The 25470-nt window shown below is 68.6% G+C and carries 24 protein-coding genes, 1 other RNA gene and 1 pseudogene; 15 read left to right on the forward strand and 11 right to left on the reverse strand.

Translation table 11 applies throughout. The features are described from left to right. The first annotated feature begins 107 nt into the window (after positions 1-107). Positions 108-1163, forward strand: a complete 1056-nt coding sequence (locus E3U25_RS04905; protein ID WP_036749771.1) for a patatin-like phospholipase family protein — start codon at positions 108-110, stop codon at positions 1161-1163. 57 nt (positions 1164-1220) lie between these two features. Here E3U25_RS04905 and ffs read toward each other — a convergent pair. Together ffs and E3U25_RS04915 are read right to left on the reverse strand one after the other, a co-directional pair. After that, an RNA gene (ffs, locus tag E3U25_RS04910) (signal recognition particle sRNA small type) lies at positions 1221-1317 on the reverse strand. Positions 1318-1365: 48 nt separating this feature from the next. Next, complete coding sequence (locus tag E3U25_RS04915; RefSeq protein WP_244294948.1) at positions 1366-3177, reverse strand: bifunctional 2',3'-cyclic-nucleotide 2'-phosphodiesterase/3'-nucleotidase; 1812 nt, start codon at positions 3175-3177, stop codon at positions 1366-1368. Between the two features lie 204 nt (positions 3178-3381). Here E3U25_RS04915 and E3U25_RS04920 point away from each other — a divergent pair, with 204 nt between their 5' ends. Next, positions 3382-3846, forward strand: a complete 465-nt coding sequence (locus E3U25_RS04920; protein ID WP_116221049.1) for a hypothetical protein — start codon at positions 3382-3384, stop codon at positions 3844-3846. 12 nt (positions 3847-3858) lie between these two features. On the opposite strand, the gene E3U25_RS04925 is transcribed toward E3U25_RS04920, so the two are convergent. Further along, positions 3859-4749 (reverse strand): prephenate dehydratase, encoded by an 891-nt coding sequence (locus tag E3U25_RS04925; RefSeq protein WP_036749667.1) that lies wholly within the window; start codon positions 4747-4749, stop codon positions 3859-3861. A gap of 163 nt (positions 4750-4912) precedes the next feature. Between E3U25_RS04925 and E3U25_RS04930 the strand changes: the two genes are divergently transcribed. From E3U25_RS04930 to E3U25_RS04955, 6 genes are all read left to right on the forward strand, one after another. Beyond that, positions 4913-5443 (forward strand): c-type cytochrome, encoded by a 531-nt coding sequence (locus E3U25_RS04930; RefSeq protein ID WP_072460733.1) that lies wholly within the window; start codon positions 4913-4915, stop codon positions 5441-5443. A gap of 183 nt (positions 5444-5626) precedes the next feature. Further along, a complete protein-coding gene (locus E3U25_RS04935) occupies positions 5627-7489 on the forward strand; it encodes an extracellular solute-binding protein (RefSeq protein ID WP_116221048.1) in 1863 nt (620 codons plus the stop codon). 43 nt (positions 7490-7532) lie between these two features. Continuing rightward, on the forward strand, positions 7533-8672 hold the full coding sequence (locus tag E3U25_RS04940; RefSeq protein WP_036749676.1) for a microcin C ABC transporter permease YejB: 1140 nt from the start codon (positions 7533-7535) through the stop codon (positions 8670-8672). Next, positions 8672-9778: an ABC transporter permease gene (locus E3U25_RS04945; protein WP_116221047.1), complete on the forward strand. Its 1107-nt coding sequence runs from the start codon at positions 8672-8674 to the stop codon at positions 9776-9778. Before E3U25_RS04940 ends, E3U25_RS04945 begins: the two co-directional genes overlap by 1 nt. Then, a complete protein-coding gene (locus E3U25_RS04950) occupies positions 9775-11391 on the forward strand; it encodes an ABC transporter ATP-binding protein (protein WP_036749682.1) in 1617 nt (538 codons plus the stop codon). Before E3U25_RS04945 ends, E3U25_RS04950 begins: the two co-directional genes overlap by 4 nt. Beyond that, a complete protein-coding gene (locus E3U25_RS04955) occupies positions 11388-12605 on the forward strand; it encodes a glycosyltransferase (RefSeq protein WP_116221046.1) in 1218 nt (405 codons plus the stop codon). The genes E3U25_RS04950 and E3U25_RS04955 overlap by 4 nt, the downstream gene beginning before the upstream one ends. Here E3U25_RS04955 and E3U25_RS04960 read toward each other — a convergent pair. From E3U25_RS04960 to E3U25_RS04975, 4 genes and pseudogenes are all read right to left on the reverse strand, one after another. Beyond that, positions 12602-13087 (reverse strand): hypothetical protein, encoded by a 486-nt coding sequence (locus E3U25_RS04960; RefSeq protein ID WP_114534950.1) that lies wholly within the window; start codon positions 13085-13087, stop codon positions 12602-12604. The genes E3U25_RS04955 and E3U25_RS04960 overlap by 4 nt on opposite strands. Positions 13088-13165: 78 nt before the next feature. Continuing rightward, the gene (locus E3U25_RS04965; RefSeq protein WP_116221045.1) at positions 13166-14221 is read right to left on the reverse strand and encodes a lysine-2,3-aminomutase-like protein; all 1056 of its coding nucleotides are present in this window, start codon (positions 14219-14221) and stop codon (positions 13166-13168) included. Positions 14222-14285: 64 nt separating this feature from the next. Beyond that, positions 14286-14721, reverse strand: a pseudogene (locus tag E3U25_RS04970) (VOC family protein). A gap of 53 nt (positions 14722-14774) precedes the next feature. Further along, positions 14775-15245 carry an Lrp/AsnC family transcriptional regulator gene (locus E3U25_RS04975; RefSeq protein WP_036749696.1) on the reverse strand — a complete coding sequence of 157 codons (471 nt, stop codon included), beginning with the start codon at positions 15243-15245 and terminating at the stop codon, positions 14775-14777. A 122-nt stretch (positions 15246-15367) separates the two neighbouring features. Between E3U25_RS04975 and hppD the strand changes: the two genes are divergently transcribed. Beyond that, on the forward strand, positions 15368-16480 hold the full coding sequence (hppD, locus tag E3U25_RS04980; protein ID WP_116221044.1) for a 4-hydroxyphenylpyruvate dioxygenase: 1113 nt from the start codon (positions 15368-15370) through the stop codon (positions 16478-16480). Positions 16481-16636: 156 nt separating this feature from the next. Here hppD and E3U25_RS04985 read toward each other — a convergent pair whose 3' ends face one another. Then, complete coding sequence (locus E3U25_RS04985) at positions 16637-17353, reverse strand: calcium-binding protein (protein WP_114534947.1); 717 nt, start codon at positions 17351-17353, stop codon at positions 16637-16639. 238 nt (positions 17354-17591) lie between these two features. On the opposite strand from E3U25_RS04985, the gene E3U25_RS04990 reads away from it, so the two are divergent. The 3 genes from E3U25_RS04990 to E3U25_RS05000 are packed head-to-tail and all read left to right on the forward strand — an operon-like array spanning position 17592 to position 19974. Then, the gene (locus tag E3U25_RS04990; protein WP_116221043.1) at positions 17592-17906 is read left to right on the forward strand and encodes a PepSY domain-containing protein; all 315 of its coding nucleotides are present in this window, start codon (positions 17592-17594) and stop codon (positions 17904-17906) included. Next, complete coding sequence (locus E3U25_RS04995) at positions 17906-18595, forward strand: response regulator transcription factor (RefSeq protein ID WP_116221042.1); 690 nt, start codon at positions 17906-17908, stop codon at positions 18593-18595. Before E3U25_RS04990 ends, E3U25_RS04995 begins: the two co-directional genes overlap by 1 nt. Further along, on the forward strand, positions 18592-19974 hold the full coding sequence (locus E3U25_RS05000; protein WP_116221041.1) for a sensor histidine kinase: 1383 nt from the start codon (positions 18592-18594) through the stop codon (positions 19972-19974). Before E3U25_RS04995 ends, E3U25_RS05000 begins: the two co-directional genes overlap by 4 nt. Positions 19975-20016: 42 nt before the next feature. On the opposite strand, the gene panC is transcribed toward E3U25_RS05000, so the two are convergent. After that, the gene (gene panC / locus E3U25_RS05005; RefSeq protein WP_116221040.1) at positions 20017-20865 is read right to left on the reverse strand and encodes a pantoate--beta-alanine ligase; all 849 of its coding nucleotides are present in this window, start codon (positions 20863-20865) and stop codon (positions 20017-20019) included. Beyond that, positions 20862-21692 carry a 3-methyl-2-oxobutanoate hydroxymethyltransferase gene (panB, locus tag E3U25_RS05010; protein ID WP_114534943.1) on the reverse strand — a complete coding sequence of 277 codons (831 nt, stop codon included), beginning with the start codon at positions 21690-21692 and terminating at the stop codon, positions 20862-20864. The genes panC and panB overlap by 4 nt, the downstream gene beginning before the upstream one ends. Positions 21693-22305: 613 nt before the next feature. Between panB and argC the strand changes: the two genes are divergently transcribed. Together argC and E3U25_RS05020 are read left to right on the forward strand one after the other, a co-directional pair. Next, complete coding sequence (argC, locus tag E3U25_RS05015; RefSeq protein WP_116221038.1) at positions 22306-23334, forward strand: N-acetyl-gamma-glutamyl-phosphate reductase; 1029 nt, start codon at positions 22306-22308, stop codon at positions 23332-23334. 77 nt (positions 23335-23411) lie between these two features. Next, positions 23412-23579, forward strand: a complete 168-nt coding sequence (locus tag E3U25_RS05020; protein ID WP_166435403.1) for a hypothetical protein — start codon at positions 23412-23414, stop codon at positions 23577-23579. A 105-nt stretch (positions 23580-23684) separates the two neighbouring features. On the opposite strand, the gene efp is transcribed toward E3U25_RS05020, so the two are convergent. Continuing rightward, on the reverse strand, positions 23685-24251 hold the full coding sequence (gene efp, locus E3U25_RS05025; RefSeq protein WP_036753836.1) for an elongation factor P: 567 nt from the start codon (positions 24249-24251) through the stop codon (positions 23685-23687). A 132-nt stretch (positions 24252-24383) separates the two neighbouring features. Here efp and epmA point away from each other — a divergent pair, with 132 nt between their 5' ends. After that, on the forward strand, positions 24384-25433 hold the full coding sequence (gene epmA / locus E3U25_RS05030) for an EF-P lysine aminoacylase EpmA (RefSeq protein ID WP_116221037.1): 1050 nt from the start codon (positions 24384-24386) through the stop codon (positions 25431-25433). The last annotated feature ends 37 nt before the right edge of the window (positions 25434-25470 follow it).

Here is a 25470-nt window from a genome sequence, read left to right on the forward strand (position 1 = left end):
GGTATTTGAGGAACGAAGAAGCGTGCAGGCCGGGCGTGGGTTCCGGGGTTTTGTGTCGCGCGGTGCCGGGTTAGCCTGTGACGCGGATGGCAGCGGACGGGGGCGGCATGGCGGTCAAGCGGATCAACCTGGCCTTGCAGGGCGGCGGCGCGCATGGCGCCTTTGCCTGGGGGGTGCTGGACCGGCTGCTGGACGAGCCGGACATCGAGATTCGCGGCATCAGCGGCACCTCGGCCGGGGCGCTCAACGGGGCGGCGCTGGCGGCCGGCCTGTCCTGCGGGCCGGGCCGGCGCGGGCGCGAGGCGGCGCGGCAGAACCTGGCGCATATCTGGTCGCAGGTCGGGCAGGTCAGCGACAATTCCGTGGTGCGCTGGCTGCATTCCATGTTCCCGGTGCCGCGCGCCTGGCAGCGGCTGACCGAACTGTTTTCCCCCGTGGCCTGGCTGGGATCGCTGACGCGGGTGTTCAGCCCCTATGATTCGGGGCCGTTCTATACCAACCCGCTGGCCGCCATCCTGCGCGAGATGCCGCATCCCCGGCTGGGCCGCGAGGAGGGGCCGGTGCTTTTCGTCACCGCGACCAATGTGCGCACCGGGCTGGTGCGGATCTTTGGCGGGGCCGAGGTGACGGTCGATACGGTGCTGGCCTCGGCCTGCCTGCCCGAGCTGTTCCGCGCCGTCGAGATCGACGACCCGCTGACCGGCCGGCGCGAGGCCTATTGGGACGGCGGCTATTCCGGCAATCCGGCGCTGTTCCCGCTGTATCGCCCGGACCTGCCCCGCGACATCGTCATCGTCAACATCAACCCGATGCTGCGCGAGGCGATCCCCAAGACCCCGGCCGCGATCCAGGACCGGGTGAACGAGATCAGCTTCAACGCGGCGCTCCTGGCCGAACTGCGCGCGATCAATTTCGTCAAGCGGCTGCATGCCGAGGAGCGGCTGACCGGCCGGCCGATGAAGAACGTGCTGCTGCATGCGATCATGGACGAGGATCTGATGAATTCGCTGAGCGCCCGGACCAAGCTGCTGCCGAATCCCGGCCTGTTGCAGCGCATGCATGATGCGGGGGTCGAGGCGGCCGAGCGATTCCTGGAGAAGGATGCCGGCAATATCGGCGAGCGCGATTCCTACGACCTGTCCCAGCTTTTCGGCCGCAGATAGCTTGGGCCCTGTCCGGCCGCATCCGGGCAGGGGGCCTTGGCGATCCGCGGGAAGCTGGGTGAGAGGCTGGACAGCGACCCAAGCGGGGCTCGTTACGGCTGCTTCCTTCCGGACCTGACCGGGTTGGCGAGGCGCCTGCCCGCGCCAACCTCTCGCCGCCTAGATAGGCGCGCGCGCGGCGGGATGCAAGCGGCTTGGCCGCTTACAGATGCAGGCGCAGGCGCAGGAAGCCGTCGGGGGCGATTCCGGCCGGCTCGACCGGCGTGGAAAGCCCGTCCAGGTGCCCCGCGGCGGCCGGCCCGGTCTTGAACAGGACCGACGTGCCGGGCAGGGGGCGAAAGCTCCAGCCCGCGCGGGGATTGGGGGCCAGCACCCGGCGCTGCGCCACATAGCGGCGCAGCACCTCGCGGGTGGGGGAGGAGCCGTCCAGCAGCACCGGTCGCCCCGCCGCCACCGAGGCGAAGAGCCCGCTGTCCGACAGCCGGTAGCTGTTCGTCACCAGGATGAAGGGCTGGTCCGGCGCGACCGGGCGCATGCGGTGGGTCAGCGCGCAGATGCGGTGCGAATCGGGATGGGCCAGCCGTCCGTCGGGCGCGTAGCGCGGCGGGCGGCTCAGGTCGATCTGCCAGCCCAGCCCGTCGATGATGTCGAAATTGTAGCTGGGAAACTCGGGGTCGATCAGCGGCTGGTCCGGCTTGCCCGGCTCGATGCGCAGGAACATGCTGGCCGAGCGCTCCAGCCATTCGCGCAGCTCGGCCCCGGTCAGGCGGATGGCGCAGATCCGGTTCGGGAACAGGTAGAGATCGGCGATGTTGCGCAGCGTCAGCCGCCCGGCCGGGACGTCGGTGTAATGCTGCGGCCCGCCGCGGCCGCCGGCGCGAAACGGCGCAACCGCCGACAGGATCGGCAGGTCCTGCCAGCGCGTGCCGCGCAGGGCGCGCCGCACGTGCCAGCGCTGCGCCATGGCCACCAACCGCAGGCCGGGATCCTCGCCGATCAGCGAGAAATAGCTGCTCAGCGGCCGTTCGGTGCGGCCGATGCGGCGGCTGAAATGCCGCAGGGTCTGGCGATGGGCGGAAAGGGCGGGGCCGGTGACGGCGGGATGGTCCTCTTCGGCGCCGACCGGCTCGGCGCGGCAGGTGAAGTCGGCGATGCGCCAGCCCTGGGCCAGGGGTTCCAGCCGCAGGTCGATCACCCCCAGATGCGAGCCCCAGAAGCCGGGCATGACCGCGGGCTTGCCGGCCAGCGTGCCGCGGCGGGCGTCGATTCCCGGCCCCTGCGGATGGTCGGCCGAGGGAAACACCCGATGCGTATGGCCCGCGATCACCACGTCGATGCCGGGCAGGGCGGCCAGCGCGGTGGCCGCGTTCTCCATCATCGGCGCCGGGGAGAGCGCGCCGATGCCGCTATGGGCCAGCGCCACGATCAGGTCCGCGCCCTGTTCGCGCAGGGCCGCGATGCCGGTGCGGGCGGCCAGCAGGATGTCCTGGACCGCGATCTCGGCTTTCAGCCCGTGTTCCCATTCCACGGTCTGCGGCGGCAGAAAGCCCAGCACGCCGATGCGCAGCGCATGCGGCCGGCCCTGGTCGTCGCGGAACTGCCGCGTCAGCAGGACATGGGTCTGCACCGGCAGCGGGCGCAGCGGGCGCAGGTTGGTCGAGACGACGGGAAACTCGGCGCCCTCGAGTGTGCGGCGCAGAAAGCCCAGGCCGAAGCTGAAGTCATGATTGCCGATGGTCGCCGCGTCATAGCCAAGCGCGTTCATTGCCGCGATGGCCGGATGCGGCTGGCGGGTGCCGATGTCGTCCATCTCGGCCAGGTAGTCGCCCATCGGGCTGCCCTGCAGCCCGTCGCCATTGTCGAACAGCAGGCAATTGCGCGCCGTCTGGCGTGCGCGGGCGATCAGCGCCGCCGCCCGCGACAGCCCCAGCCGCCCCGAGGGGCGATCGGCGAAATAGTCATAACCCAGCATATGCATGTGCAGGTCGGTCGTCGCCAAGACGCGAACTGCCATGGACTTGGCGCCAAAATGCGGCTTGGTGATGGGGCCTATGCAAGTCATGCCGCATGAATGCAGACTATTCGCTCATAATGCAACTGTAGATTGCATTTCACGCCTGCGGCTGATCAGCGCTCGCAGGCGGCGGCTTGCATGCCCCGGCGCAACATGGGATGAACCGCGGCGGCGCGTTGTTTCTTTGATTTGACTGGATCAGCCATGAAGTTTTCGACCCGAAGGGACGTCGATCTGGCCGCGGAGGCCTTGTTCCGTGCGGCCAGAAATTTTCACGCCATTGAGCGGATGCTGGTGCGGCGCGGCGCCACGGTGCGCCGTCTGGACGACCTGGCCGCCCCTGGGGTCGGGATGCGCTGGCTGATCGGCTTCGACTGGCGCGGGCGCCATCGCGAAGTGACGGCCGAGGTGGCGCGGCTGGACGCGCCCGAGGCGATGGTCATCAACGCCACCTCCGACCAGCTTGACCTGGTCATCCGCATGACCGTGGTCGCGCTGACCCGGACGAAATCGCGGCTGATCTTCGAGACCGAGGCGCGCCCGCGCAGCATGAAGGCGCGGCTGATGCTGCAGACCGCCAAGCTGGGCAAGGCGCAGCTGGATCGCAAGTTCGCCCGGCGGATCGGCGAGTTCATCGCCGACCTGGCCGCGGGCGCGCAGGCTGCCTGACGGCCGGCCCGCCTATCGGGCGGCGGCCGCCGCCTGCGATTGCGCGGCGCGCAGCGGATCGGCGGGATAGACGCCCAGGATGTTCAGGCTGGAGGTGAAATAGTCCAGCTCTTCCAGCGCGCGGGCGACATGCGGATCCTCGGGGTGGCCCTCGATGTCTGCATAGAATTGCGTGGCGGTGAAGACGCCGTCCACCATGTAGCTTTCCAGCTTGGTCATGTTGACGCCGTTGGTGGCAAAGCCGCCAAGCGCCTTGTAGAGCGCGGCCGGGATGTTGCGCACCCGGAACACGAAGCTGGTCATCATCGTCGTGCCGCCCTGGGCATTGGTGCGGCGGCTGAAATCGGGCTGGCGCGCCATGACCAGGAAGCGGGTGGTGTTGTTCTGCCGGTCCTCGATCCCCGAGGCGAGCTCCTCGAGCCCGTAGATCTCGCCCGCCAGGGGCGCGGCCAGCGCGGCAAGCGACGGCTCGCCCCGCCGCGCGACCTCGAGCGCCGAGCCGGCGGTGTCGGCGCCGACCATGCCGCGGATGGCGTGGCGGCGCAGGAAGCCGCGGCACTGGCCCAGCAGCACCGGGTGGCTCATCGCGTCGCTGACCTGCGACAGCTTGGTGCCGGGCACGGCCAGCAGGCTGATGCGCACCCGCACGAAGCCCTCGTCGATGATGTGCAGCCCGGTTTCGGGCAGCAGGTGGTGGATGTCGGCGACCCGGCCATAGGTCGAGTTCTCGACCGGCAGCATCGCCAGTTCGGCCTTGCCGCCGCGCACCGCCTCGATCGTGTCCTCGAAGGTGCGGCAGGGCAGCGCCTCCATCTGCGGGCGATAGAAGCGGCAGGCCTGGTGGCTGTAGGCGCCGGGCTCGCCCTGGAATGCGATCACGTTCTGGGTGGGGGCGTCGGTCATGGATCACACCTTGGCTTGGGGTGGCGGCCTGGGCCATGCCCCCGTGGCGGGCCGGCCTCGTGGTCGGTTTTGTGCTTTGCCAGCGACAACTACACCTTGAACCGGTGGAACAAAAGCGGGTAGATACGGCCAAATCCACGGACAGCCCAGGGGATCCGCAGACATGTTCGATACCATGACCGTCACCAAGGCAGCCGGTGCGCTGATCGGCTCGCTTCTGTTCCTGCTGTTGATGAGCTGGGCGGCATCGGGCATCTTTCATGTCGGCGTCTCGGGCCACGGCGCCGAGGGCGAGGAACATGCCCAGGCCTATACCATCCCGGTCGAGGATGCCGGCGGCGCCGATGACGAGGCTGCCGAGGAGGGGCCTGATTTCGCCACCGTGCTGGCCTCGGCCGATGCCGCCGCGGGCGAAAAAGTGTTTGGCAAGTGCAAGGCCTGCCACAAGCTGGACGGCAACGACGGCGTCGGCCCGCATCTGAACGGCGTCATGGGCCGCGCGGTGGCCAGCGTCGGCGGCTTCAACTATTCCGAGCCGATGAAGGCGCATGGCGGCGACTGGACGCCCGAGGCGCTGCAAGAGTTCCTCGCCAACCCCAAGGCCGTGGTCAAGGGCACCAAGATGTCCTTCGCCGGCCTGCCCAAGGTCGAGGATCGCGCCAACCTGATCGCCTATCTGCAAGGCCAGCAGTAAGCCGCCCGGCCCACCCGGCAGGCATGGGGCGTCCCTTGGGGCGCCCTTTTTCGTTGCCGCGGCAAGGCCCCCGCGCGGCGGATCACGCATTTGCATGTTGAACCGGGCCCGTGGGCTGCTAGCCTTGCCGCCGGCGGCCCGCCGCCGCCCGAGCAAGACCAGAACAAGGATCGACAAGACCCGATGACGATGCGTTTCCTGCGACATGCCCCGATGGTTGCATTCATGGCGCTTCTGCCCGGCTGGGCCCTGGCGCAGGAGCAGCAGGAACCCCGGACCATCGTGTCCCATGGCATCTCGGTCTTCGGCGAGCCCGAGCTGCCCGCGGATTTCCCGCATCTGCGCTATGTGAACCCCGATGCGCCCAAGGGCGGCGAGATTTCGGAATGGTTCAGCGGCGGGTTCGACAGCTACAACCCCTATACCCACCGCGGCCGCGCGGCCCTGCTTTCCAACGCCATGCTGGAGCCGCTGATGGAAAGCGTCGCCGACGAGATCGGCACCGCCTATTGCCTGCTCTGCGAGACCATCGAATATCCCGAAAGCCGCGACTGGGTGATCTTCCACCTGCGCCCCGAGGCGAAATTCTCGGACGGCACGCCGCTGACCGCGCATGACGTGCTGTTTTCCTTTGAACTCCTGCGCGACAAGGGCCTGTCCTCGTACCGCACGATCATTTCCAAGATCGTTGCCAAGGCCGAGGTGATCGACGACCGCACCATCAAGTTTATCTTCCGGCCGGATTATCCGCGCCGCGACGTGATCCAGTCGGTGGGCGGCCAGATCGTCTTCTCGCGCGAGGATTTCCGCAAGAACAAGCGCGACATCGAGCAGTCGAGCAACATCCCCTTCGTCGGCTCGGGGCCTTACATGTTCGATCGGGCCGATGCGGGCCGCTCGATCACCCTGCGGCGCAATCCCGACTATTGGGGCAAGGATCTGCCGATCAACATCGGCCGGCACAATTTCGACCGCATCCGCGTCGAGTATTTCGGCGATTACGACAGCGCCTTCGAGGCGTTCAAGGCCGGCGTCTATACCTTCCGCAACGAGGCCAGCTCGATCCACTGGGCGACGCGCTATGATTTCCCCGCCGTGCAATCCGGCGCGGTGAAAAAGGAGGCGCTGCCAGACGGCAGCATCGCCTCGGGGCAGGGCTGGGTCTTCAACCTGCGCCGGCCCAAGTTCCAGGACATCCGCGTGCGCGAGGCCATCGGGCTGATGTTCAACTTCGAATGGTCGAACGAGACGCTGTTCTATGGGCTTTACGCGCGGGTGAACTCGCCCTGGGAAAACAGCCCGCTGATGGCCGAGGGCAAGCCCACGCCGGCCGAGCTGGCGCTGCTCGAGCCCCTGGCCAAGGATCTGCCGCCGGGCGTGCTGACCGAGGATGCGGTGCTGCAGCCCGTCTCGGGCAAGACCCAGCTCGACCGGCGCAACATGCGCCGCGCGGCGCAGCTTCTGGACGAGGCGGGCTGGAAGCCGGGCGCCGACGGCATGCGCCGCAACGCCAAGGGCGAGGTGCTGCGGGTCGAGTTCCTGAACGACAGCGCCACCTTCGACCGCGTCATCAACCCCTTCGTGCAGAACCTGCGCGCGGTGGGCATCGACGCGGTGAACCTGCGGGTGGACGATGCGCAGCTGACCGCGCGGACCCGCAGCCACGACTTCGACATCGTCACCGATCAGCTGCTCCAGGGCTATTTCCTGACCGGCGATACCGAGCAGACCTTTGGCTCGGAAAACGTGGGCGACGTGTTCAACGCCATGGGCATGGCCAATCCGGCCGTGGACCGGCTGATCCAGCTGGGCATCGAGGCCAAGAGCGAGGATGAGATGATCACCGTGGCCCATGCGCTGGACCGCAGCCTGCGCGCGCAGCACTTCTGGGTGCCGCAATGGTTCAAGGCCGAGCATACCGTCGCCTATTACGACATCTTCGCCCATCCCGAGACCTTGCCGCCCTATGCGCTGGGTGAGCTTGATTTCTGGTGGTATGACGCGGATAAGGCGGCAAAGCTGAAACAATCCGGCGCGCTGCGCTAGGGCCCAGGGGGCCGGCGCGGATCAAGGCGGAGCAAGGGGACGGATGGCAGCCTATATCCTGCGGCGCTTGCTGCTGATCATACCCACGCTGATCGGCATCATGCTGGTCAACTTCACGCTGACGCAATTCGTCCCCGGCGGCCCGATCGAGCAGATCATCGCCCGCGTCCAGGGCGAGGGCGATGCGCTGCGCAACATCACCGGCGGGGCGGGCGAGTCGCCGCAGAACACCGAATATGCCGGCGCCCGCGGCATCCCGCCCGAACTGCTGGACCAGCTCGAGGTGCAGATGGGCTTTGCCCGCATCGCCTGCACGCCCGACCACCAGGGCGAGCCGGACCTGAAATCCCCCGATTGCAGCAAGGAAAAGATCGGCGCGGCCGAGCGTTTCCTGGTCATGCTGGGCAATTACGTCCGCTTCGATTTCGGCACCAGCTTCTTCCGCTCGATCTCGGTCATCGACCTGGTGCTGGAAAAGATGCCGGTCTCGATCACGCTGGGGCTGTGGTCCACGCTGATCGCCTATCTGATCTCGATCCCGCTGGGCATCCGCAAGGCGGTCAGGAACGGCACGCCCTTCGACACCTGGACCTCGGGCGCGATCATCGTGGGCTATGCCATCCCCGCCTTCCTGTTCGCGGTCCTGCTGATGGTGCTGTTCGCGGGTGGCAGCTATTGGCAGATCTTTCCCTTGCGCGGGCTGACCTCGGACAATTGGGCCGACCTGAGCCTTTGGGGCAAGGTCAAGGACTACCTGTGGCACATCACCCTGCCGGTCCTGGCCACCACCATCTCCAGCTTCGCCACGCTGACGCTGCTGACCAAGAACAGCTTCCTGGACGAGATCAACAAGCAATATGTCATCACCGCCCGCGCCAAGGGCCTGACCGAGCGCCGGGTGCTTTACGCCCATGTCTTTCGTAATGCCATGCTGATCGTGATCGCCGGGTTCCCGTCCATGTTCCTGGGCGTGTTCTTCGGCTCGTCGATCCTGATCGAGACCATCTTCTCGCTCGACGGGCTGGGCCGGCTGGGCTTCGAGGCGGCGGTGCAGCGCGACTATCCGGTGATCTTCGGCACGCTTTACGTCTTTGGCCTGCTGGGCCTGCTGGTCGGCATCCTGTCGGACCTGATGTATGTGCTGGTCGATCCCCGCATCGACTTCGAGCGGAGGGCCGGCTGATGGCGATGACCGAGCTGAACCGCCGCCGGCTGCGCAATTTCCGCCGCAACAAGCGCGCCTTCTGGTCGCTGGTGGTCTTTACCATCCTGTTCGTGGCCTCGCTGTTTGCGGAACTGATCGCCAATGACAAGCCGATCCTGGTCAGCTATCGGGGCGAGCTGCATTTCCCGGTCTATCGCTTCTACCCCGAGACCGCCTTCGGCGGCGATTTCGGCACCGAGGCGATCTATACCGATCCGGGCGTGCAATGCCTGATCCGCACCGGCGGGCGGCCCGAATGCTGGGACGACCCCGAGGCGACCGAGCGCGCGGCGCGCGAAACCGGCCAGGTCGCGGGCGAGGCGGTCGAGCGCGGCTGGATGCTGTGGCCGCCGATCCCCTATCACTACCGCAGCATCAACAATGTCGGCACCGCCCCCAGCCCGCCCGATGCGGCGCATTGGCTGGGCACCGACGACACCGCGCGCGACGTGCTGGCGCGGGTGATCTACGGCTTTCGCCTGTCGATCCTGTTCACGCTGATCGTGACCGTGGTCGCCTCGGTTCTGGGCATCGCGGCGGGGGCGGTGCAGGGCTATTTCGGCGGCCGCACCGACCTGGTGTTCCAGAGATTGCTTGAGATATGGGGCTCAACCCCTTCGCTTTACGTGATTATCATCCTGTTCGCGATCCTGGGGCGAAGTTTCTGGCTGCTGGTTTTCGTCTCGATCCTGTTCGGCTGGCCGGCGCTGGTCGGCGTGGTGCGGGCCGAGTTCCTGCGCGCGCGCAACTTCGAATATGTCCGCGCCGCGCGCGCGCTTGGGGTCAGTGACCGCATCATCATGTTCCGCCATATCCTGCCCAACGCCATGGTGGCGACGCTGACCATGCTGCCCTTTGTCGTGACCGGCACCATCTCGTCGCTGGCCGCGCTGGATTATCTGGGCTACGGCCTGCCCAGTTCGGCCCCCTCGCTGGGCGAGCTGGCCTTGCAGGCCAAGCAGAACCTGCAGGCGCCCTGGCTGGGCTTCACCGCCTTCTTCAGCTTCGCCCTCATGCTGTCCTTGCTGGTGTTCATCTTCGAGGGCGTGCGCGACGCCTTCGACCCAAGAAAGACCTTCCGATGACCCCGGTTCTGGAAGTCAGCGACCTGCGGGTGGGGTTCCGGCAGGACGGGCAACTGGTGCCCGCCGTCAAGGGCGTCAGCTTCACCGTGGGCAAGGGCGAGACGGTGGCGCTGGTCGGCGAATCCGGCTCGGGCAAGTCGGTCACGGCGCTGTCGACCGTGCGGCTTCTGGGCGAGGCGGCCGAGGTCGCGGGCTCGGTCCGCTACGGCGGGCGCGAATTGCTGGGCGCCTCCGAGGCGGAGTTGCGCCGGGTGCGCGGCAACGACATCAGCTTCATCTTCCAGGAGCCGATGACCTCGCTGAACCCCCTGCACACGCTGGAGCGGCAGCTTGCCGAAAGCCTGGCGCTGCACCAGGGGCTGCGCGGCGCGGCGGCGCGGGCGCGGATCATCGAGCTTTTGACCCGCGTCGGCATCCGCGACCCGGAAACGCGGCTGGCCGATTACCCGCACCAGCTGTCGGGCGGCCAGCGCCAGCGGGTGATGATCGCCATGGCGCTGGCGAACGGGCCGGAGCTGCTGATCGCCGACGAGCCGACGACGGCGCTGGACGTGACCATCCAGGCGCAGATCATGGAGTTGCTGGCGGAGCTGAAGGCCGCCGAGGGGCTGTCGATGCTGTTCATCAGCCACGACCTGGGCCTGGTGCGCCGCATCGCCGACCGGGTCTGCGTGATGAAGGGCGGCGAGATCGTCGAGCAGGGGCCAGTCGAGCAGATCTTCGCCCATCCGCAGCACGAATATACCCGGATGCTGCTGGCGGCCGAGCCCAAGGGCAGGGCCGATCCCATCCCCGCCGATGCGCCGCAGGTCGTGGCGACGCAGGATCTGCGGGTCTGGTTCCCGATCCAGCGCGGCTTCCTGCGCCGCACCGTCGGCCATGTGAAGGCGGTGAACGGCGCCACCATCTCGGTCCGTGCCGGCGAGACGCTGGGCATCGTCGGCGAATCCGGTTCCGGCAAGACCACGCTGGCGCTGGCGATCATGCGGCTGATCGACAGCGACGGGCCGATCCTCTACATGGGCCGCGACATCTCCCGCGTGCCGGGCCGGGCGCTGCGCGGCTTGCGCCGCGACATGCAGATCGTGTTCCAGGACCCCTATGGCAGCCTGTCCCCGCGCATGACGGTCGAGCAGATCATCGCCGAGGGCCTGGGCGTGCATGGCATCGAGCCGGGCCGCAACCGCCGCGAGATGGTCGATGCGATCATGCGCGAGGTCGGGCTGGACCCCGCCACCATGCACCGTTACCCGCACGAGTTCAGCGGCGGCCAGCGCCAGCGCATCGCCATCGCCCGCGCCATGATCCTGAACCCCAAGCTGGTGGTGCTGGACGAGCCGACCAGCGCGCTGGACATGACCGTTCAGGTGCAGATCGTCGAGCTTTTGCGTCGCTTGCAGCGCAAGCACGGCCTGGCCTTCCTGTTCATCAGCCACGACCTGCGCGTCGTGCGCGCCATGTCGCACCAGATCATGGTCATGCGCGCCGGCGAGGTGGTCGAGCAGGGCTCGACCGACGCCGTTTTCGAACGGCCCGAAAGCGATTACACCCGCCAGCTGATCGCGGCGGCATTTCTTGCGGTAACAAGTGAAGACCTTAAGGTAACAAGTTGAAGATCCTGTTCGTTCACCAGAATTTTCCCGGCCAGTTCCTGCATCTGGCGCCGGCGCTGGCCGCGCGCGGCCATCACGTGACGGCGCTGACGGATGAAAAGAACCAGCGTGCCTCGCCGGTCCGCGTGCTGCGCTACAAGACGCCGGACGAGCTGAAGCTGCCGCCCTCGCTGGGCCGGACCTACAGCGAGATGGCCGAGCGGGGCTGGGTCGCGGCCCGCGGCTGCCGCGCCCTGCGCGACCGGCACGGCTATGCGCCCGACCTGATCTTCGGCCATAGCGGATGGGGCGAGACGCTGTTTCTGCGCGAAATCTGGCCCGAGGCGAAGCTGCTGGTCTATGCCGAGCTGATGTATCGCACCCGCGGCCATGACGTCGGCTTCGACCCCGAGATCACCCCTGGCAGCGACGAGGGGCGCATCGGCACCATCGCGCGCTCGGCGCATCTGATCCAGGGGCTGGTGCAGGCCGATGCCGGGCTGTCGCCGACGCAATACCAGGCGAATTCCTTTTCGCCGGAATTGCGCCGGAAGCTGACGGTGATCCACGACGGCATCGACACGCAGAAGGTCCGTCCCGACCCGGCGGCCGAGCTTGCGCTGCCCGACGGCCGCACGTTGCGGGCGGGGGACGAGGTGCTGACCTATGTCTCGCGCTCGCTGGAGCCCTATCGCGGCTTTCACCGCTTCATGCGCGCGCTGCCCGAGGTGCTGCGGGCGCGGCCCGAGGCGCAGGTGGTGCTGGTGGGCGCCGACGGGGCCAGCTATGGCGGCCTGCCCAAGGACGCGCCGAACTGGCGGGAAAAGCTGCTGGCCGAACTCGACGGCCGGCTGGACCTTGGGCGCATCCATTTCCTGGGCCGGGTGCCCTATCCGCAATATCTGGCGCTGTTGCAGGTCAGCCGGGTGCATTGCTACCTGACCTATCCCTTCGTCCTCAGCTGGTCGCTGACCGAGGCGATGGCGGCCGGCTGCTATGTCGTCGGTTCCGACACCGAGCCGGTGCGCGAACTGGTCCGCGACGGCGAGAACGGACGGCTGGTGCCCTTTTTCGACCAGCCCGCGCTGGAATCGGCGCTGATCCGCGGCCTTGCCGGCGACCCCGAGGCGCCGCGCCTGCAGGCGGCGGCGCGCCAGACCATCCTGCAGGGCTATGACCTGCACGGGCATTGCCTGCCGCGGCTGATCGACTGGGTGGAAAGCTTCGCGCCCTAAAGCTCGATCTCGCTTTCGGGGTCGCGTTCGGGCAGCGGCGGCGTCGCTTCCGGCGGCGGGGCCAGGCGGGGGTCGTCCTCGGGCGCAGGGCGCAGCATGTCGCGCAGCGCATCGCCCACCGGCGGGGGCGGCGGCGCGTCCGCGCGGCGGCGGATCAGGATGTCGCCGTTCTCCAGCCGCTCGGGCGCCTGGTAGTTGCGCACGTCGTCCATCAGCTTGCCGATGTCCTGCAGCACCGGCGCGACCGCGCCCAGCGTATCGCCCAGGTCGCGGCCCAGCCGGTCCAGATGCGGCTCGGCCTGTTGCAGCAGGTTGCGCATGAAGTTTTCCAGCCCGCGTTCCAGCGGGTCGGGCTCTTCCGGCGGGGGCAGGCCCTCCGAGGGCGGCGGCTCGTCGGCCAGCGGGGGCTCGTAATCCTGGGCCATGGCTGCGGGGGGCATCAGCGCGGCGCAGAGGATCAGGGAAAGAAGCGGGTTGCGCATGGGCCGGTCCTTCGGCTGTTCGCAGGGGAAACATGCGCGAGGCCGGCCGGGTTCCCTTGCGCCGCGGCCGCCCCGCGGTCAATCGGCAGGGCCGGCACCTTCCGGGTCGCGATATTCGTGCAGCCGCCCCCGCCAGTCGCGGATCGCATAGCGGCCGGGCGCGGTCGGCTGGACATGGTCCGGCCCCAGCGGCACCTTGCCGTGCCCGCCCGGCAGGTCCAGCACATAGGTCGGAAGGCATGTCCCCGACAGCCGCCCGCGCAGGGCCGCCATGATCGCCTGCCCCTCGGCGATGGAGGTGCGGAAATGGCCGGTGCCGCGCGCCAGGTCGCAATGATGCAGGTAATAGGGCTTGACCCGGTTGCGGATCAGCGCCCGGAACAGCTCGGCCAGGATGTCGGGATCGGCATTCACCCCCCGGAGCAGCACGGTCTGCGACAACAGCGGAACGCCCGCATCGGCCAGCCGCGCCAGCGCGGCGCGGGCGGCCTCGGTCAGTTCCTGCGCGTGATTGGTATGGATCACCACCCAGACCGCCAGCCGCGCCGGCCGCAGCGCCGCCAGCATTGCCGCGTCGATGCGGCCGGGGGCGACCACCGGCACGCGGGTATGGAAGCGGACGACGTCGACATGGGCGATCGCCTCCAGCCGCGCCATCAGCGCCGAGATGCGGCGCGCCGACAGCACCATCGGGTCGCCGCCGGTCAGGATCACCTCGCGGATCGCGGGGGTGCGGGCGACATAGTCCAGCGCGGCGGCCAGGTCGGGCTCGGGCAGGCTGCCTTCCTCGCCCACCACCTCGCGGCGAAAGCAGAAGCGGCAATAGACCTCGCAGGTCTTGGTGACATGCAGGATCACCCGGTCGGGATAGCGATGGGTCAGGCCGGGGGTCGGGCTGAAGCAGGCGTCGCCGATGGGGTCGGCCAGCTCTTCGGGGCGGATCTGCAATTCGCGCGCATCGGGCAGGAATTGCGCGGCGACGCCGTCGCCGGGCGCGCGCATGGCCTGGCGCATGGCGGCGGGGATGCGGATGCGGAACTCGGCCGCGACCGCGTCCAGCGCCTCGGCCTGCGCGGCATCGGCCAGGCCGGCCTCGACCAGGGCGGGAACGGTGGTGATCGGGCGCTGGGACAAGGCGGCCTCTTGCGGCGAAAGGGAAGGGCGGTTTATCGACCCGCCGGCCGGTCTTGGCAAGGGCTCAGCCCCGTGCCGTCGCCTCCAGCGCGGCGATGTCGAGCTTGACCATCGTCAGCATGGCCGCGGTGACGCGGCGACCGACCTTGGGGGTCGGGGTCCGCCATCAACTCGCCCAGCCGTTTCGGGACGACCTGCCAGCACAGGCCCCAGCGGTCGCGCAGCCAGCCGCATTGCTCGGCTGTGCCGCCTTCCGGCAGCGCGTCCCACAGCCGGTCGATCCCAGCCTGGTCGTCGCATTCGACCATGATCGAGAAGCTGTGGTTGAACGGGTCGAGCGGCCCGGCCTCGATCGCCATGGAGCGCTGGTCGCCCAGGGTAAAGCCCGCCAGCCCGACGCTGCCCTCGGGCCCCGAGGGCGTGTCGCCCTGAACGGTCGAGAGCCAGTCCAGCGACGAGCCGGGGATCAGCGCGCAGTAAAAGCGCACCGCCGCCTCCATGTCGCGTTCGAATCAGAGATGCTGGGTGACTTTCATCGCGGTTCCCCCTTATTTCAGGGCAGCACCAGGCTGCGGTCGTCCTTGAGCGTCTTCAGCACGATCTCGGAACGCACCTGGGCCACCTGCGGTTGCGGCAGCAGGTGGCGATGGATGAAATCCGAGAATGCCTCCAGATCGCGCAGCCGCACGTCCAGGATGTAATCGGCATCGCCCGAAACCGAAAAGGCCGAGCGGATCTGCGGATGCGCGGCGACGAAACGGGCGAAATCGTCCTCCTTCCCCTGGCCGTGGCTGCGCAGGTTCACGCGGATGATGGCGCGCAGCCCGAAGCCCAGCTTCTGCGGGTTCAGCCGGGCGGCATAGCCCTCGATCACCCCGGCCTCTTCCAGCGCCGCACGCCTGCGCGAGCATTGCGAGGGCGACAGGTTCACCAGCTCGGCCAGCGCCGCATTGGTCATCGCCCCGTCGCGCTGCAGGGCGTCGAGAATGGCGATGTCGAATCCATCCATGCGCATTTCTTGCATCGATCCGCCCCATCATGCGCGCTTCATGCCTTTGCGCCCCGATCATGGCACAGTTTGCGCCCGGCTTGCATCGCATTCGCGCGATCATGGTTTCAGGACACGCGAACAGAGGAGGAGACGCCATGGGACCGTTCCCGCATGACGCCCCGAAAGCCACCATCAGCGCCGAAAACCCCGCCGGCACCGACGGGTTCGAGTTCGTCGAATTCGCCCATCCGCAGCCCGAGACCCTGGACCGCATCTTTCGCCAGATGGGCTTCGTCCCGGTGGCGCGGCACAGGCGCAAGGACATCACGCTGTATCGCCAGGGCGACATCAACTACCTGCTGAACGCCGAGCCCGACAGCCATGCCGCGGGATTCGTGCGCCAGCACGGCCCCTGCGCCCCGGCCATGGCCTGGCGCGTGGTCGATGCGCAGCACGCGCTGCGGCGCGCGCTGGAGCTGGGCGCCAGGGAATATGCCGGTGGCGGCAAATCCATCGACGCGCCGGCGGTCCATGGCATCGGCGGCTCGCTGCTGTATTTCATCGACCGCTACGGCGATGCCGGCAGCGCCTATGCCGCCGAATACGACTGGCTGGCCGAGCCAGATCCGCGCCCCGAGGGCTTCGGCTTCTATTACCTCGACCACCTGACGCATAACGTGGTGCGCGGGAACATGGACAGCTGGTACAAGTTCTATCACGACACGTTCAACTTCCGCGAAATCCGGTTCTTCGACATCAAGGGCAAGCAGACCGGGCTGGTCAGCCGGGCGCTGACCTCGCCCGACGGCAAGATCCGCATCCCGATCAACGAATCGACCGACGATCGCAGCCAGATCGAGGAATACCTGCGCGCCTACAAGGGCGAGGGCATCCAGCACATCGCCATCGCCACCGAGGACATCTATGCCGCCACCGACCGCATCGCCGAGGCCGGGATGAAGTTCATGCCCGGCCCGCCCGACACCTATTACGAAATGTCGCACAACCGGGTGAAGGGCCACCGGGAGCCGGTCGAGCGCATGAAGCGGCACGGCATCCTGATCGACGGCGAAGGCGTCGTCGGCGGCGGCATGACGCGGGTGCTGCTGCAGGTCTTCTCGAGAACCGTGATCGGGCCGATCTTCTTCGAGTTCATCCAGCGCAAGGGCGATGACGGCTTCGGCGAGGGCAATTTCCGCGCCCTGTTCGAATCGATCGAAGAGGATCAGATCCGCCGCGGCGTGCTGAAGATCGACGCGGCCGAGTGACGGGCCGGCGCGCCGCCCTGCATGGCGGGGTTGTCGCCGGTGCCGCAGATTGCTGGTGCGGGACCAGGACGCCGCCGCAAGCGGATGCGGCGGCGTCCTGCCGGATTGCGCCCCGGCCGATCGGGAAGTGCTGGCCGACCGGAAGGGGCTGGCCGATCAGAAGGTGAAGTCGCCCAGGTCGAGCTGCGCCTTCTGCATGTCCTGGATGGTGACGATGGTATCGGCGGACAGCCGCAGCACCAGGTCGTCGCCGACCTGCTGGGCGTTGCTGATGACCGCCTGCACCTGCGCCCGGCTGAAATCGTCGAAGTCGAGCCGGTCCATGCCGTTCTGGAAATCGGTGATGGTGTCGCGGCCGTCGCCGCGCTCGAACTCGAAGACATCGGCGCCGGCGCCGCCGGTCAGGATGTCGTTGCCGCGCCCGCCCTCCAGCCGGTCGCGGCCCTCGCCGCCGTCCAGCCGGTCGTTGCCCGAACCGCCGTCCAACTCGTCATTGCCCAGCCCGCCGAACAGCAGGTCGTTGCCGGCCCCGCCCTCGACCTCGTCATGGCCTGAGCCGGCATAAAGCGTATCGGCACCGGCGCCGCCTTCCAGCTCGTCATTGCCGCTGCCGCCATGCAGGACGTCGTTGTCATTGCCGCCCTCCAACTCGTCGTTGCCGTTGCCGCCGTGCAGGACGTCATTGCCATTGCCGCCCTCCAGCTCGTCATGGCCCTCGCCGCCGTTCAGCGTGTCGTTGCCGTCGCCGCCATGCAGCTTGTCGTTGCCGCCAAAGCCGAACAGCCGGTCATGGCCGCCCATTCCCGACAGCCAGTCTCCGAATGGCGTGCCGTTCAGCGTTTCGGCGAAGCTCGTCCCGTTCTTGCGCAGCATCTCTTGGTCCTTTCATGGTAAGGCGGCGGTTGCCCGTCCGCGGGATAACGCGCCCGCAATGCCACAGGCTTGCTGACAGCCCTCTGATCCCGCCTGTCAGGCTGTTGTCAGAAAACCCCCGCCTGGGCGGAAAGCCGCCGGGCCGGGCTGTTGCCGTTTCGGCACGCCGCGCACGGCGGCAGGGCCCGCGCCGATTTTGTCAGCCGCCTGTCAGTTCCCGGACGCTAATAGGGGCGGCATGAGACTGCTTGCCCTTCTTGTCCTTCTGTCGCTGCTGCCGCCGTTGCTCGCCGCGGGTCAGGACATTGCCGAGCCGGATTTCGAGCAGGCGCGCGAGGCCGTCGAACGCGGCCGGATCCTGCCCCTTGCCGAGGTGCTGGCGCGGCTGCACGAATCCCAGCCCGGACGGGTGATCGAGGTGGACCTGGACGAGGAGGACGGCATGATGATCTATGAGGTCGAGCTGGCAACCCCGGACGGCCGCCTGATCGAGGTCGAGATCGACGCGGCCTCGGGACGGATCCTGGCCCTGGACGAGGATGACGAGGACTGATGCGCGCCCTGATCGTCGAGGATGAGCCCCGGATCGCCGCCGATCTGGAACGGGCGCTGAAGGCGGCGGGCTTTCTGGTCGAGACGGTCGGCGACGGCGAGACCGCCTGGTTTCGCGGCGGCACCGAGCAATACGACCTGATCGTGCTGGACCTGAACCTGCCGCGGCTGGACGGGCTGACCGTGCTGAAGCGCTGGCGCGCCGAGGGCTGCGAAAGCCCGGTGCTGATCCTGACCGCGCGCGGCGCCTGGACCGAGCGGGTCGAGGGCATAGACGCCGGCGCCGACGACTACCTGCCCAAGCCCTTTCGCATGGAGGAACTGATCGCCCGCGCCCGCGCGCTGGTGCGCCGTGCCGGCGGGCGCGGCAATGCGACGCAGCAGGTCGGGCGGCTGACCGTGGACCTCAATCGCATGACCGCCGCCATCGACGGCATCCCGATGCCGCTCACGCCGCTGGAGTTCCGCCTGGTCGCCTATCTGGCGCTGAACCGCGACCGCATCGTGGCGCCGACAGAATTGCTGGAGCATCTTTATGGCGACGACGATTCGCGCGAGCTGAACGCTGTCGAGGCCATCGTCACCCGCCTGCGCCGCAAGCTGGGGCCGGGGGTGATCGGCACCCGCCGCGGCTTCGGCTATCACCTGGAGGCCGGCCCGGCGGCCGACCCGGCCCAGGTCGGGGCGTGATCCGCTCGATCCGCTGGCGGCTGGTGCTGGCCGGGGGGCTGGCCATCGCGCTGGCGCTGGCGCTGTCGGGCATGGGGCTGGCGGTGCTGTTCGAACGCCATGTCGAGCGCGTCGCCGTGGCCGATCTGCAGGCCCGCGCCTTGGCGCTGGCCGCCATGGTGCAGCCCGAGGCCGAGACCGGCGCCCGCCTGCGCGCGCCCCCCGACGACCCGCTTTATGACCAGCCCTTTTCCGGCCATTACTGGCAGGTGATGCTGGGCAGCGAGCTGCGCCGCTCGCGCTCGCTCTGGGACTACACCCTGCCCAGCGACCAGCCGGCGCCGGCGCCGGGCGAAACCGCGGTGCGCACGCTTACCGGCCCGCGCGGCGAGCCGCTGCTGGCGGTCGAGCAAAGCCTGGTGGCTGGCCGGGAAGCGGTGCCGCTGCGCATCATCCTGGCCTCGGATCGCGACGAGCTGGCCCTGGCGCGGCGCGGCTTCCTGGGTGATCTCCTGCCCTATCTGGGCCTGCTGGGCGCCATGCTGCTGCTGGCCAGCTGGGTGCAGATCACCGTCGGCCTGCGTCCGCTGCGCCAGGTGGGCGCCAGGGTGGCGGCGCTGGTCTCGGGCGGCAGGCCGCGCATCGGCCAGGATCTGCCGACCGAGGTGATCCCGCTGGCCACCCAGATCGACGAGCTGCTGGACGCGCGCGACCGGGAACTCGGCCGGGCCCGCCATCGCGCGGCCAACCTGGCGCATGGGCTCAAGACCCCGCTCCAGGCGCTGCTGGGCGATGCCGCCGAGCTTGAAGCCAGGGGCGAGGTCGAGATCGCCCGCAATATCGAAGCCGTCGCCCAGCAGATGCGCCGCCATGTCGATCGCGAACTGGCCCGCGCCCGCCTGCAATCCGGCCGCGATGCGCAAAGCGCCGAGCCCGACCGGATCGCCACCCGGCTAATCGGCGTGCTGCGCCGCACGCCGCTGGGCGCCGGCATCGACTGGCGGCTTTCGGCGCCCCCCGGCCTCGCGGCCCGCATCGGTCCCGACGAACTGACCGAGGCCCTCGGCGCGCTGCTGGAAAACGCCATGCGCCATGCGCGGGGCATGGTCCGCATCTCGGCCCGCCGCAAGGACGGCCGCATCCTCATCGCCATCCTGGACGACGGTCCCGGCGTTCCCGAGGCCGAGCTGGAGCGGCTTACCCAGCGCGGCCTCAGCCTCGATCCCAGCGGCGAGGGGCAGGGTATCGGCCTGGCCGTGGTCGCCGACATCGTCGATGCCGCGCAGGGGGAATTGCGGCTGCGCAATGCCCATCCCGGCTTCCTGGCCGAATTGCATCTCGAGGCAGCGCCGCCCGCTTCCCAGGGCGCGGCACCTTCACCGTTTCCCAAATCCCCATGAGGCAAGCGCGCCCGCGGCGCTGATCTTGCCGGGTGGATGCGTTCAGGGCAGCGTGACCGCCAGGTTGTCGATCAGCCGCACCCCGTCGAGCCAGGCCGCGACCAGCAGCCGCGCCGGCCGGCCCGGCTGCGGCTCGCCCAGGGTCTCGCCGTCGCGCAGCGCCAGATATTCCACGGGCGCGAAACCCGCCGCCTCCAGCCCGGCCTGCGCCGCGGCCAGCGCGGCCTCCGCAGGCTCCCCGGCCTCGATCCGGGCGACCGCCTCGAACAGCGCCTGCGGCAGGGCCGCGGCACGCGCCCGACCCTCGGCCGTCAGGCGCTGGTTGCGCGAGGACAACGCCAGCCCGTCCCCGGCCCGCACGCAGGGGCAGGGCACGATCTCGACCGGCAGTTTCAGGTCCTGCACCAGCCGGCGCACCAGCTGCAGCTGCTGCCAGTCCTTTTCCCCGAAAAACGCCCGGTCGGCCTGGGTCATGTTGAGCAGAAGCGTCACCACCGTGGCCACGCCGTCGAAATGGCCCGGACGATGCGCCCCTTCCAGCGGCGCCGTCACCCCCGAGACCGAGATCACCGTGGCATGGTCCGGCGGATAGACCTCGTCGCCATCGGGCACGAAAAGCGCATCCACCCCCAGGGGGCCCAGCAGCTCGGCATCGGCATGTTCGGTGCGGGGATAGCGGGCAAAATCCTCGGCATTGTTGAACTGGCGCGGGTTGACGAACAGGGTCACGATCACCCGGTCGCAACTGGCCTTGGCGGCGCGGACCAGGCTCAGGTGCCCCTCGTGCAGCGCGCCCATGGTCGGCACCACGCCGATGCTTTCGCCGCGGGATTTCCAGCCGCGCACCAGCGCGCGCAATTCGGCCAGCGGCCGGACGATGGGCGCGCTCATGCGGGCTTGCCCTCGGCAAAGCCATGTTCGGGGCCGGGAAAGCGGCGCGCGCGGACCTCGGCGGCATAGGCGGCGATGGCGGCATCGGCATCGCCGCCCAGCTCGGCATAGCGCTTGACGAATTTCGGCCGGAAATCGGAAAACAGCCCCAGCATGTCGTCGACCACCAGCACCTGCCCGTCGCAATCCAGGCCCGCGCCGATGCCGATGGTGGGCACGGCGATTTCTTGCGTGATGCGCGCCCCCAGCGCCGCGGGCAGCTTTTCCAGCACCACGGCAAAGGCGCCGGCGTCCGTCAGCGCCGCGGCATCCAGGGCGATGCGGTCGGCCTCGTCCCGGCCGCGGCCCTGCACCTTGTAGCCGCCCAGCACATTAACCGATTGCGGCGTCAGCCCGACATGGCCCATCACCGGGATGCCGCGCGCGACCAGGAAGGCCACCGTCTCGGCCATGTGGCGCCCGCCTTCCAGCTTGACCGCCTGGCAGCCGGTCTCGGCCATCAGCCGCGCGGCGTTGCGGAAGGCCTGCTCGGGCCCTTCCTCATAGCTGCCGAAGGGCATGTCCACCACCAGGCAGGCGCGCGCGCAACCCCGCGCCACCGCCTTGCCGTGCAGGATCATCATCTCCATGCTGACGCCGATGGTCGAGGGCAGGCCATGCAGCACCATGCCCAGGCTGTCGCCGACCAGGGCGATGTCGCAATGCGCATCGACCAGCCGGGCCATCGGCGTGGTATAGGCGGTCAGGCAGACCACCGGCTCGCCGCCCTTGCGGGCGCGGATGTCTCCGGGGCCAAGCTGGCTCTTGCGATCAGGGGTCGCGCTCATCTCTCTCTCCCTTGTCCAGGGCCTTGGCGGCCGCTGCCCGAATATTGGATTCGCGCCGCCATGTCTCGCAATAAAATGATGCAGATGCAGCATTCCCGCGCAGGAAAAGAAGCCGGCCGGTGGCGGCGACAGACCCCTTAGAGAATTTCAAAAGCAAATACAACATGTTGAAATTCACCCCGCCCCAAGGGCCGCCCCGCGGCCGACAAGGCCGTGGCCGCCCCCTGCGCGCGTCCGTCGCCTTCCAGGCCCTGCCTGACTGATGCCGGGCGGCTGCCGCTCTCGCGCGCGCGGGCTTCTCCGCTAGACCGCACATTCCGCGCGCACACGATGCCTGCCGCCCCCGCGCGCGCGGGCTTCCCGTCGCGCTCGAGCATGAAATGCACCGGCACCCTCCACCCCCGCGCGCGCCCCGCGGCTTCTTCGTTCCCCAAATACTCATGCGGCCGCGCCATCCTCGGCAAGGCCTGCCCGCATGGGCCCGGCCGGCCCGATCCGCCCCGGCCTGCGGCTTGACATGCCGGGGGCCGGGGCCTAGTGCCGGACTTGGCTCCCTGCGGGGCCTGACCAACCAGCGCCGCGCCGAATGCGGCCGTTTCCTCGGGATCGAGACATGACGCTGAACGCTGCCATCCTTGGGGCCTCGGGCTATACGGGTGCCGAACTCGTCCGCATCCTCGCCACCCATCCCCGGATCGAGGTCGCCGCGCTGTCTGCCGACCGCAAGGCAGGGCAGGGCTATGACGAGGTCTTCCCGCACCTGCGCCACCTCAAGCTGCCGGCGCTGGTCAGGATGGAAGAGATCGACTTCTCGGCCATCGACCTGGTGTTCTGCGCGCTGCCGCACGGCCTCAGCCAGCCGCTGGTCGCAGCATTGCCGCAGAACGTGAAGATCGTCGACCTGGGCGCCGATTTCCGGCTGCGCGACCCGGAGGATTACAAGAAATGGTATGGGCTCGACCATGCCGCGCCCGAGATCCAGCCCGAGGCGGTCTATGGGCTGACCGAGTTCTATCGCGACCAGATCCGCGACGCGCGGCTGGTCGCCGGCACCGGCTGCAACGCCGCCACCGTGCAATTCGCGCTGCGGCCGCTGATCGGCTCGGGGCTGATCGACCTCGACGACATCATCTGCGACCTCAAGAACGGGATTTCCGGGGCGGGCCGCTCGCTCAAGGAAAACATGCTCTTCGCCGAACGCTCCGAGGATGTGGCGGGCTATTCCCAGGGCGGCAAGCACCGCCATCTGGGCGAGTTCGACCAGGAGTTCTCGGCCCTGGCCGGTCGTCCGGTGCGCATTCAGTTCACCCCGCACCTGGTGCCGGTGAACCGCGGCATCCTGGCCTCCTGCTATCTCAAGGGCGAGCCGCAGGCGGTCCATGCCGCGCTGGCCGAGGCCTATGCCGACGAGCCCTTCATCGTCGTGCTGCCCTATGGGCAACTGCCGGCGATGGCGCATGTGCAGGGCTCGAACTTCTGCCATATCGGGGTGACGGGCGACCGGATCTCGGGGCGGACGCTGGTCGTCTCGACGCTGGACAACCTGTGCAAGGGCTCCTCGGGGCAGGCGGTGCAGAACGCCAACCTGATGCTGGGCCTGCCGGAAACCGAAGGGCTGATGCTGGCGCCGATCTTCCCCTGACCGGAACCACAAGGCGGGGCTGCGCGTCTTGTCTGGGATAGGGGCGGCGTTTCGCCGCCCTGAAGGAGGAAAGCAAGATGCGTAGCCTGATTGCGACCGCCGTTTCCGCCATGCTGCTTGCGCTGGCCGGCTGCGGCGACAATCCCACCGAACGCGCCGCCACGGGCGGGCTGGGCGGGGCGGTCATCGCCGGTCCCGCGGGGGCGGTGGTGGGCGGAACCATCGGGGCCGCGACTGCCGATTGACCCGCGGCAGCGCCCGGTGAAATGCCCGGTGAAATGCCTTTTGAAAGGCCCTGTGAAAGGCAAGGTGCGGGGCGGCGGAACGCGCGCCCCGCACCGGATCAGGAATCAGCTCTTGGCGCGCTCGACATAGGTCAGGTCGGCGGTGTTGATGACGACCTTGGTGCCCACGCCGATATGCGGCGGCACCATGATGCGCACGCCGTTATGCGCCATCGCCGGCTTGTAGCTGGACGAGGCGGTCTGGCCCTTGACCACCGGCTCGGTCTCGACCACCTCGACCGTCACCTTCTGCGGCAGCTCGATGGCGATGGCGACGCCGTTATGGACCTGCAGGAAGACGCTGATGCCGTCTTCCAGGAACACCTTGTCGTCGCCGACCACGTCGGGCGAGACCACGACCTGCTCATAGCTTTCCGGCTCCATGAAGTGGAAGCCCTCGCCGTCCTCGTAGAGGAAATTATAGGCGCGTTCGTCGACATGGGCGCGCTCGACCTGTTCGGTGGTCTTCCAGCGCTCCGAGACCTTGTTGCCGTCCGAGATGCGGCGCAGCTCGACCTGGGTCGTTGGCGTGCCCTTGCCGGGGTGGAAGTTGGTCGCGGTCAGGACGACATGGAGCTTGCCGTCGATCTCGACGACATTGCCTTTGCGAAGGCTGGAGGCGATGACTTTCAAGGCGGTTCCCTTGCCTGCTTTTCAAATTCCGGGATGCCGGATACCAAGTCCGGCAGATGACATCCCATAGCGTTTTTCCCAGCTTTGCGCCAGCCGCAAGCGGAAAACGACACAGATGCAAGAGGTGCGCGCATGAAACCCGCCGACGAAAGCCCCTGGTGGGACCAGGGCCGCCATGCCGGGCGCCGGCCGCTGCTGCAGGCGCGAAACCGCATCCAGGCCGCGATCCGCGACTGGCTGGGCGCGCAGGATTTCGTCGAGGTCGATCCGCTGGCCCTGGCCGTCAGTCCGGGCAACGAGGCGCATCTGCATGCCTTCGCCACCGACCAGATCGGCAACGACGGCGTGCCGCGGCGGATGTATCTGCACACCAGTCCCGAATTCGCCATGAAAAAGCTGCTGGCCGCGGGCGAGGCGCGCATCTTCGCCTTCAGCCATGTCTGGCGCAACCGCGAGCGCGGGCCGCTGCACAGCCCCGAGTTCTGCATGCTGGAATGGTATCGCGCGGGCGAGGATTATCGCGTGCTTTTCGACGATTGCGCGCAATACCTGCGCCATGCCGCCGAGGTTGCGGGCGCCGAGATGCTGCGCTTTCGCGGCGCCGAATGCGATCCCTATGCCACGCCCGAGGTGATGACGGTGGCGCAGGCCTTCCGCGAATTTGCCGGCATCGACCTGCTGGCGACCTGCGACGGGGCCGAGACAGACGTGGCCGCCCTGCGCGCCCAGGCCGAGGTGCAGGGGGTGCGCCTGGCCGCCGACGACGGCTGGTCCGACATCCTGTCGCGCGTGCTGGTGGAACGGGTCGAGCCGCATCTGGGCCATGGCCGGCCGCTGATCCTCGACCGCTACCCGGCGGCCGAGGCGGCGCTGGCGCGGCCTGCCGCGGACGAGCCGCGCGAGGCCGAGCGGTTCGAGCTTTACGCCTGCGGCGTCGAGCTGGCCAACGGCTTCGGCGAGTTGACCGACCCCGCCGAACAGCGCCGCCGCTTCCAGCTGGAGATGGCGGAGAAGGCCCGCATCTATGGCGAGCGTTACCCGCTGGACGAGGATTTCCTGGCCGCGCTGGCCTTCATGCCGCCGGCCGCGGGCTGCGCGCTGGGGTTCGACCGGCTGGTGATGCTGGCCACCGGCGCGCCGCGGATCGACGAGGTGATCTGGACCCCGCTGCAAGCCGAATAAGGCCCTGGTGCCGCCCGAGCCTGCCGAAAGGCGGCCT

This window comes from Paracoccus versutus (genome assembly GCF_029909795.1).
Taxonomy (GTDB): domain Bacteria; phylum Pseudomonadota; class Alphaproteobacteria; order Rhodobacterales; family Rhodobacteraceae; genus Paracoccus; species Paracoccus versutus.

Coding starts and splice junctions, on each gene's coding strand:
- E3U25_RS04905 (WP_036749771.1), top strand. CDS start 108: ATGGCGGTCAAGCGGATCAACCTGGCCTTGCAGGGCGGCGGCGCGCAT.
- E3U25_RS04915 (WP_244294948.1), bottom strand. CDS start 3,177: ATGGCAGTTCGCGTCTTGGCGACGACCGACCTGCACATGCATATGCTG.
- E3U25_RS04920 (WP_116221049.1), top strand. CDS start 3,382: ATGAAGTTTTCGACCCGAAGGGACGTCGATCTGGCCGCGGAGGCCTTG.
- E3U25_RS04925 (WP_036749667.1), bottom strand. CDS start 4,749: ATGACCGACGCCCCCACCCAGAACGTGATCGCATTCCAGGGCGAGCCC.
- E3U25_RS04930 (WP_072460733.1), top strand. CDS start 4,913: ATGTTCGATACCATGACCGTCACCAAGGCAGCCGGTGCGCTGATCGGC.
- E3U25_RS04935 (WP_116221048.1), top strand. CDS start 5,627: ATGACGATGCGTTTCCTGCGACATGCCCCGATGGTTGCATTCATGGCG.
- E3U25_RS04940 (WP_036749676.1), top strand. CDS start 7,533: ATGGCAGCCTATATCCTGCGGCGCTTGCTGCTGATCATACCCACGCTG.
- E3U25_RS04945 (WP_116221047.1), top strand. CDS start 8,672: ATGGCGATGACCGAGCTGAACCGCCGCCGGCTGCGCAATTTCCGCCGC.
- E3U25_RS04950 (WP_036749682.1), top strand. CDS start 9,775: ATGACCCCGGTTCTGGAAGTCAGCGACCTGCGGGTGGGGTTCCGGCAG.
- E3U25_RS04960 (WP_114534950.1), bottom strand. CDS start 13,087: ATGCGCAACCCGCTTCTTTCCCTGATCCTCTGCGCCGCGCTGATGCCC.
- E3U25_RS04975 (WP_036749696.1), bottom strand. CDS start 15,245: ATGCAAGAAATGCGCATGGATGGATTCGACATCGCCATTCTCGACGCC.
- hppD (WP_116221044.1), top strand. CDS start 15,368: ATGGGACCGTTCCCGCATGACGCCCCGAAAGCCACCATCAGCGCCGAA.
- E3U25_RS04985 (WP_114534947.1), bottom strand. CDS start 17,353: ATGCTGCGCAAGAACGGGACGAGCTTCGCCGAAACGCTGAACGGCACG.
- E3U25_RS04990 (WP_116221043.1), top strand. CDS start 17,592: ATGAGACTGCTTGCCCTTCTTGTCCTTCTGTCGCTGCTGCCGCCGTTG.
- E3U25_RS04995 (WP_116221042.1), top strand. CDS start 17,906: ATGCGCGCCCTGATCGTCGAGGATGAGCCCCGGATCGCCGCCGATCTG.
- panC (WP_116221040.1), bottom strand. CDS start 20,865: ATGAGCGCGCCCATCGTCCGGCCGCTGGCCGAATTGCGCGCGCTGGTG.
- panB (WP_114534943.1), bottom strand. CDS start 21,692: ATGAGCGCGACCCCTGATCGCAAGAGCCAGCTTGGCCCCGGAGACATC.
- argC (WP_116221038.1), top strand. CDS start 22,306: ATGACGCTGAACGCTGCCATCCTTGGGGCCTCGGGCTATACGGGTGCC.
- E3U25_RS05020 (WP_166435403.1), top strand. CDS start 23,412: ATGCGTAGCCTGATTGCGACCGCCGTTTCCGCCATGCTGCTTGCGCTG.
- epmA (WP_116221037.1), top strand. CDS start 24,384: ATGAAACCCGCCGACGAAAGCCCCTGGTGGGACCAGGGCCGCCATGCC.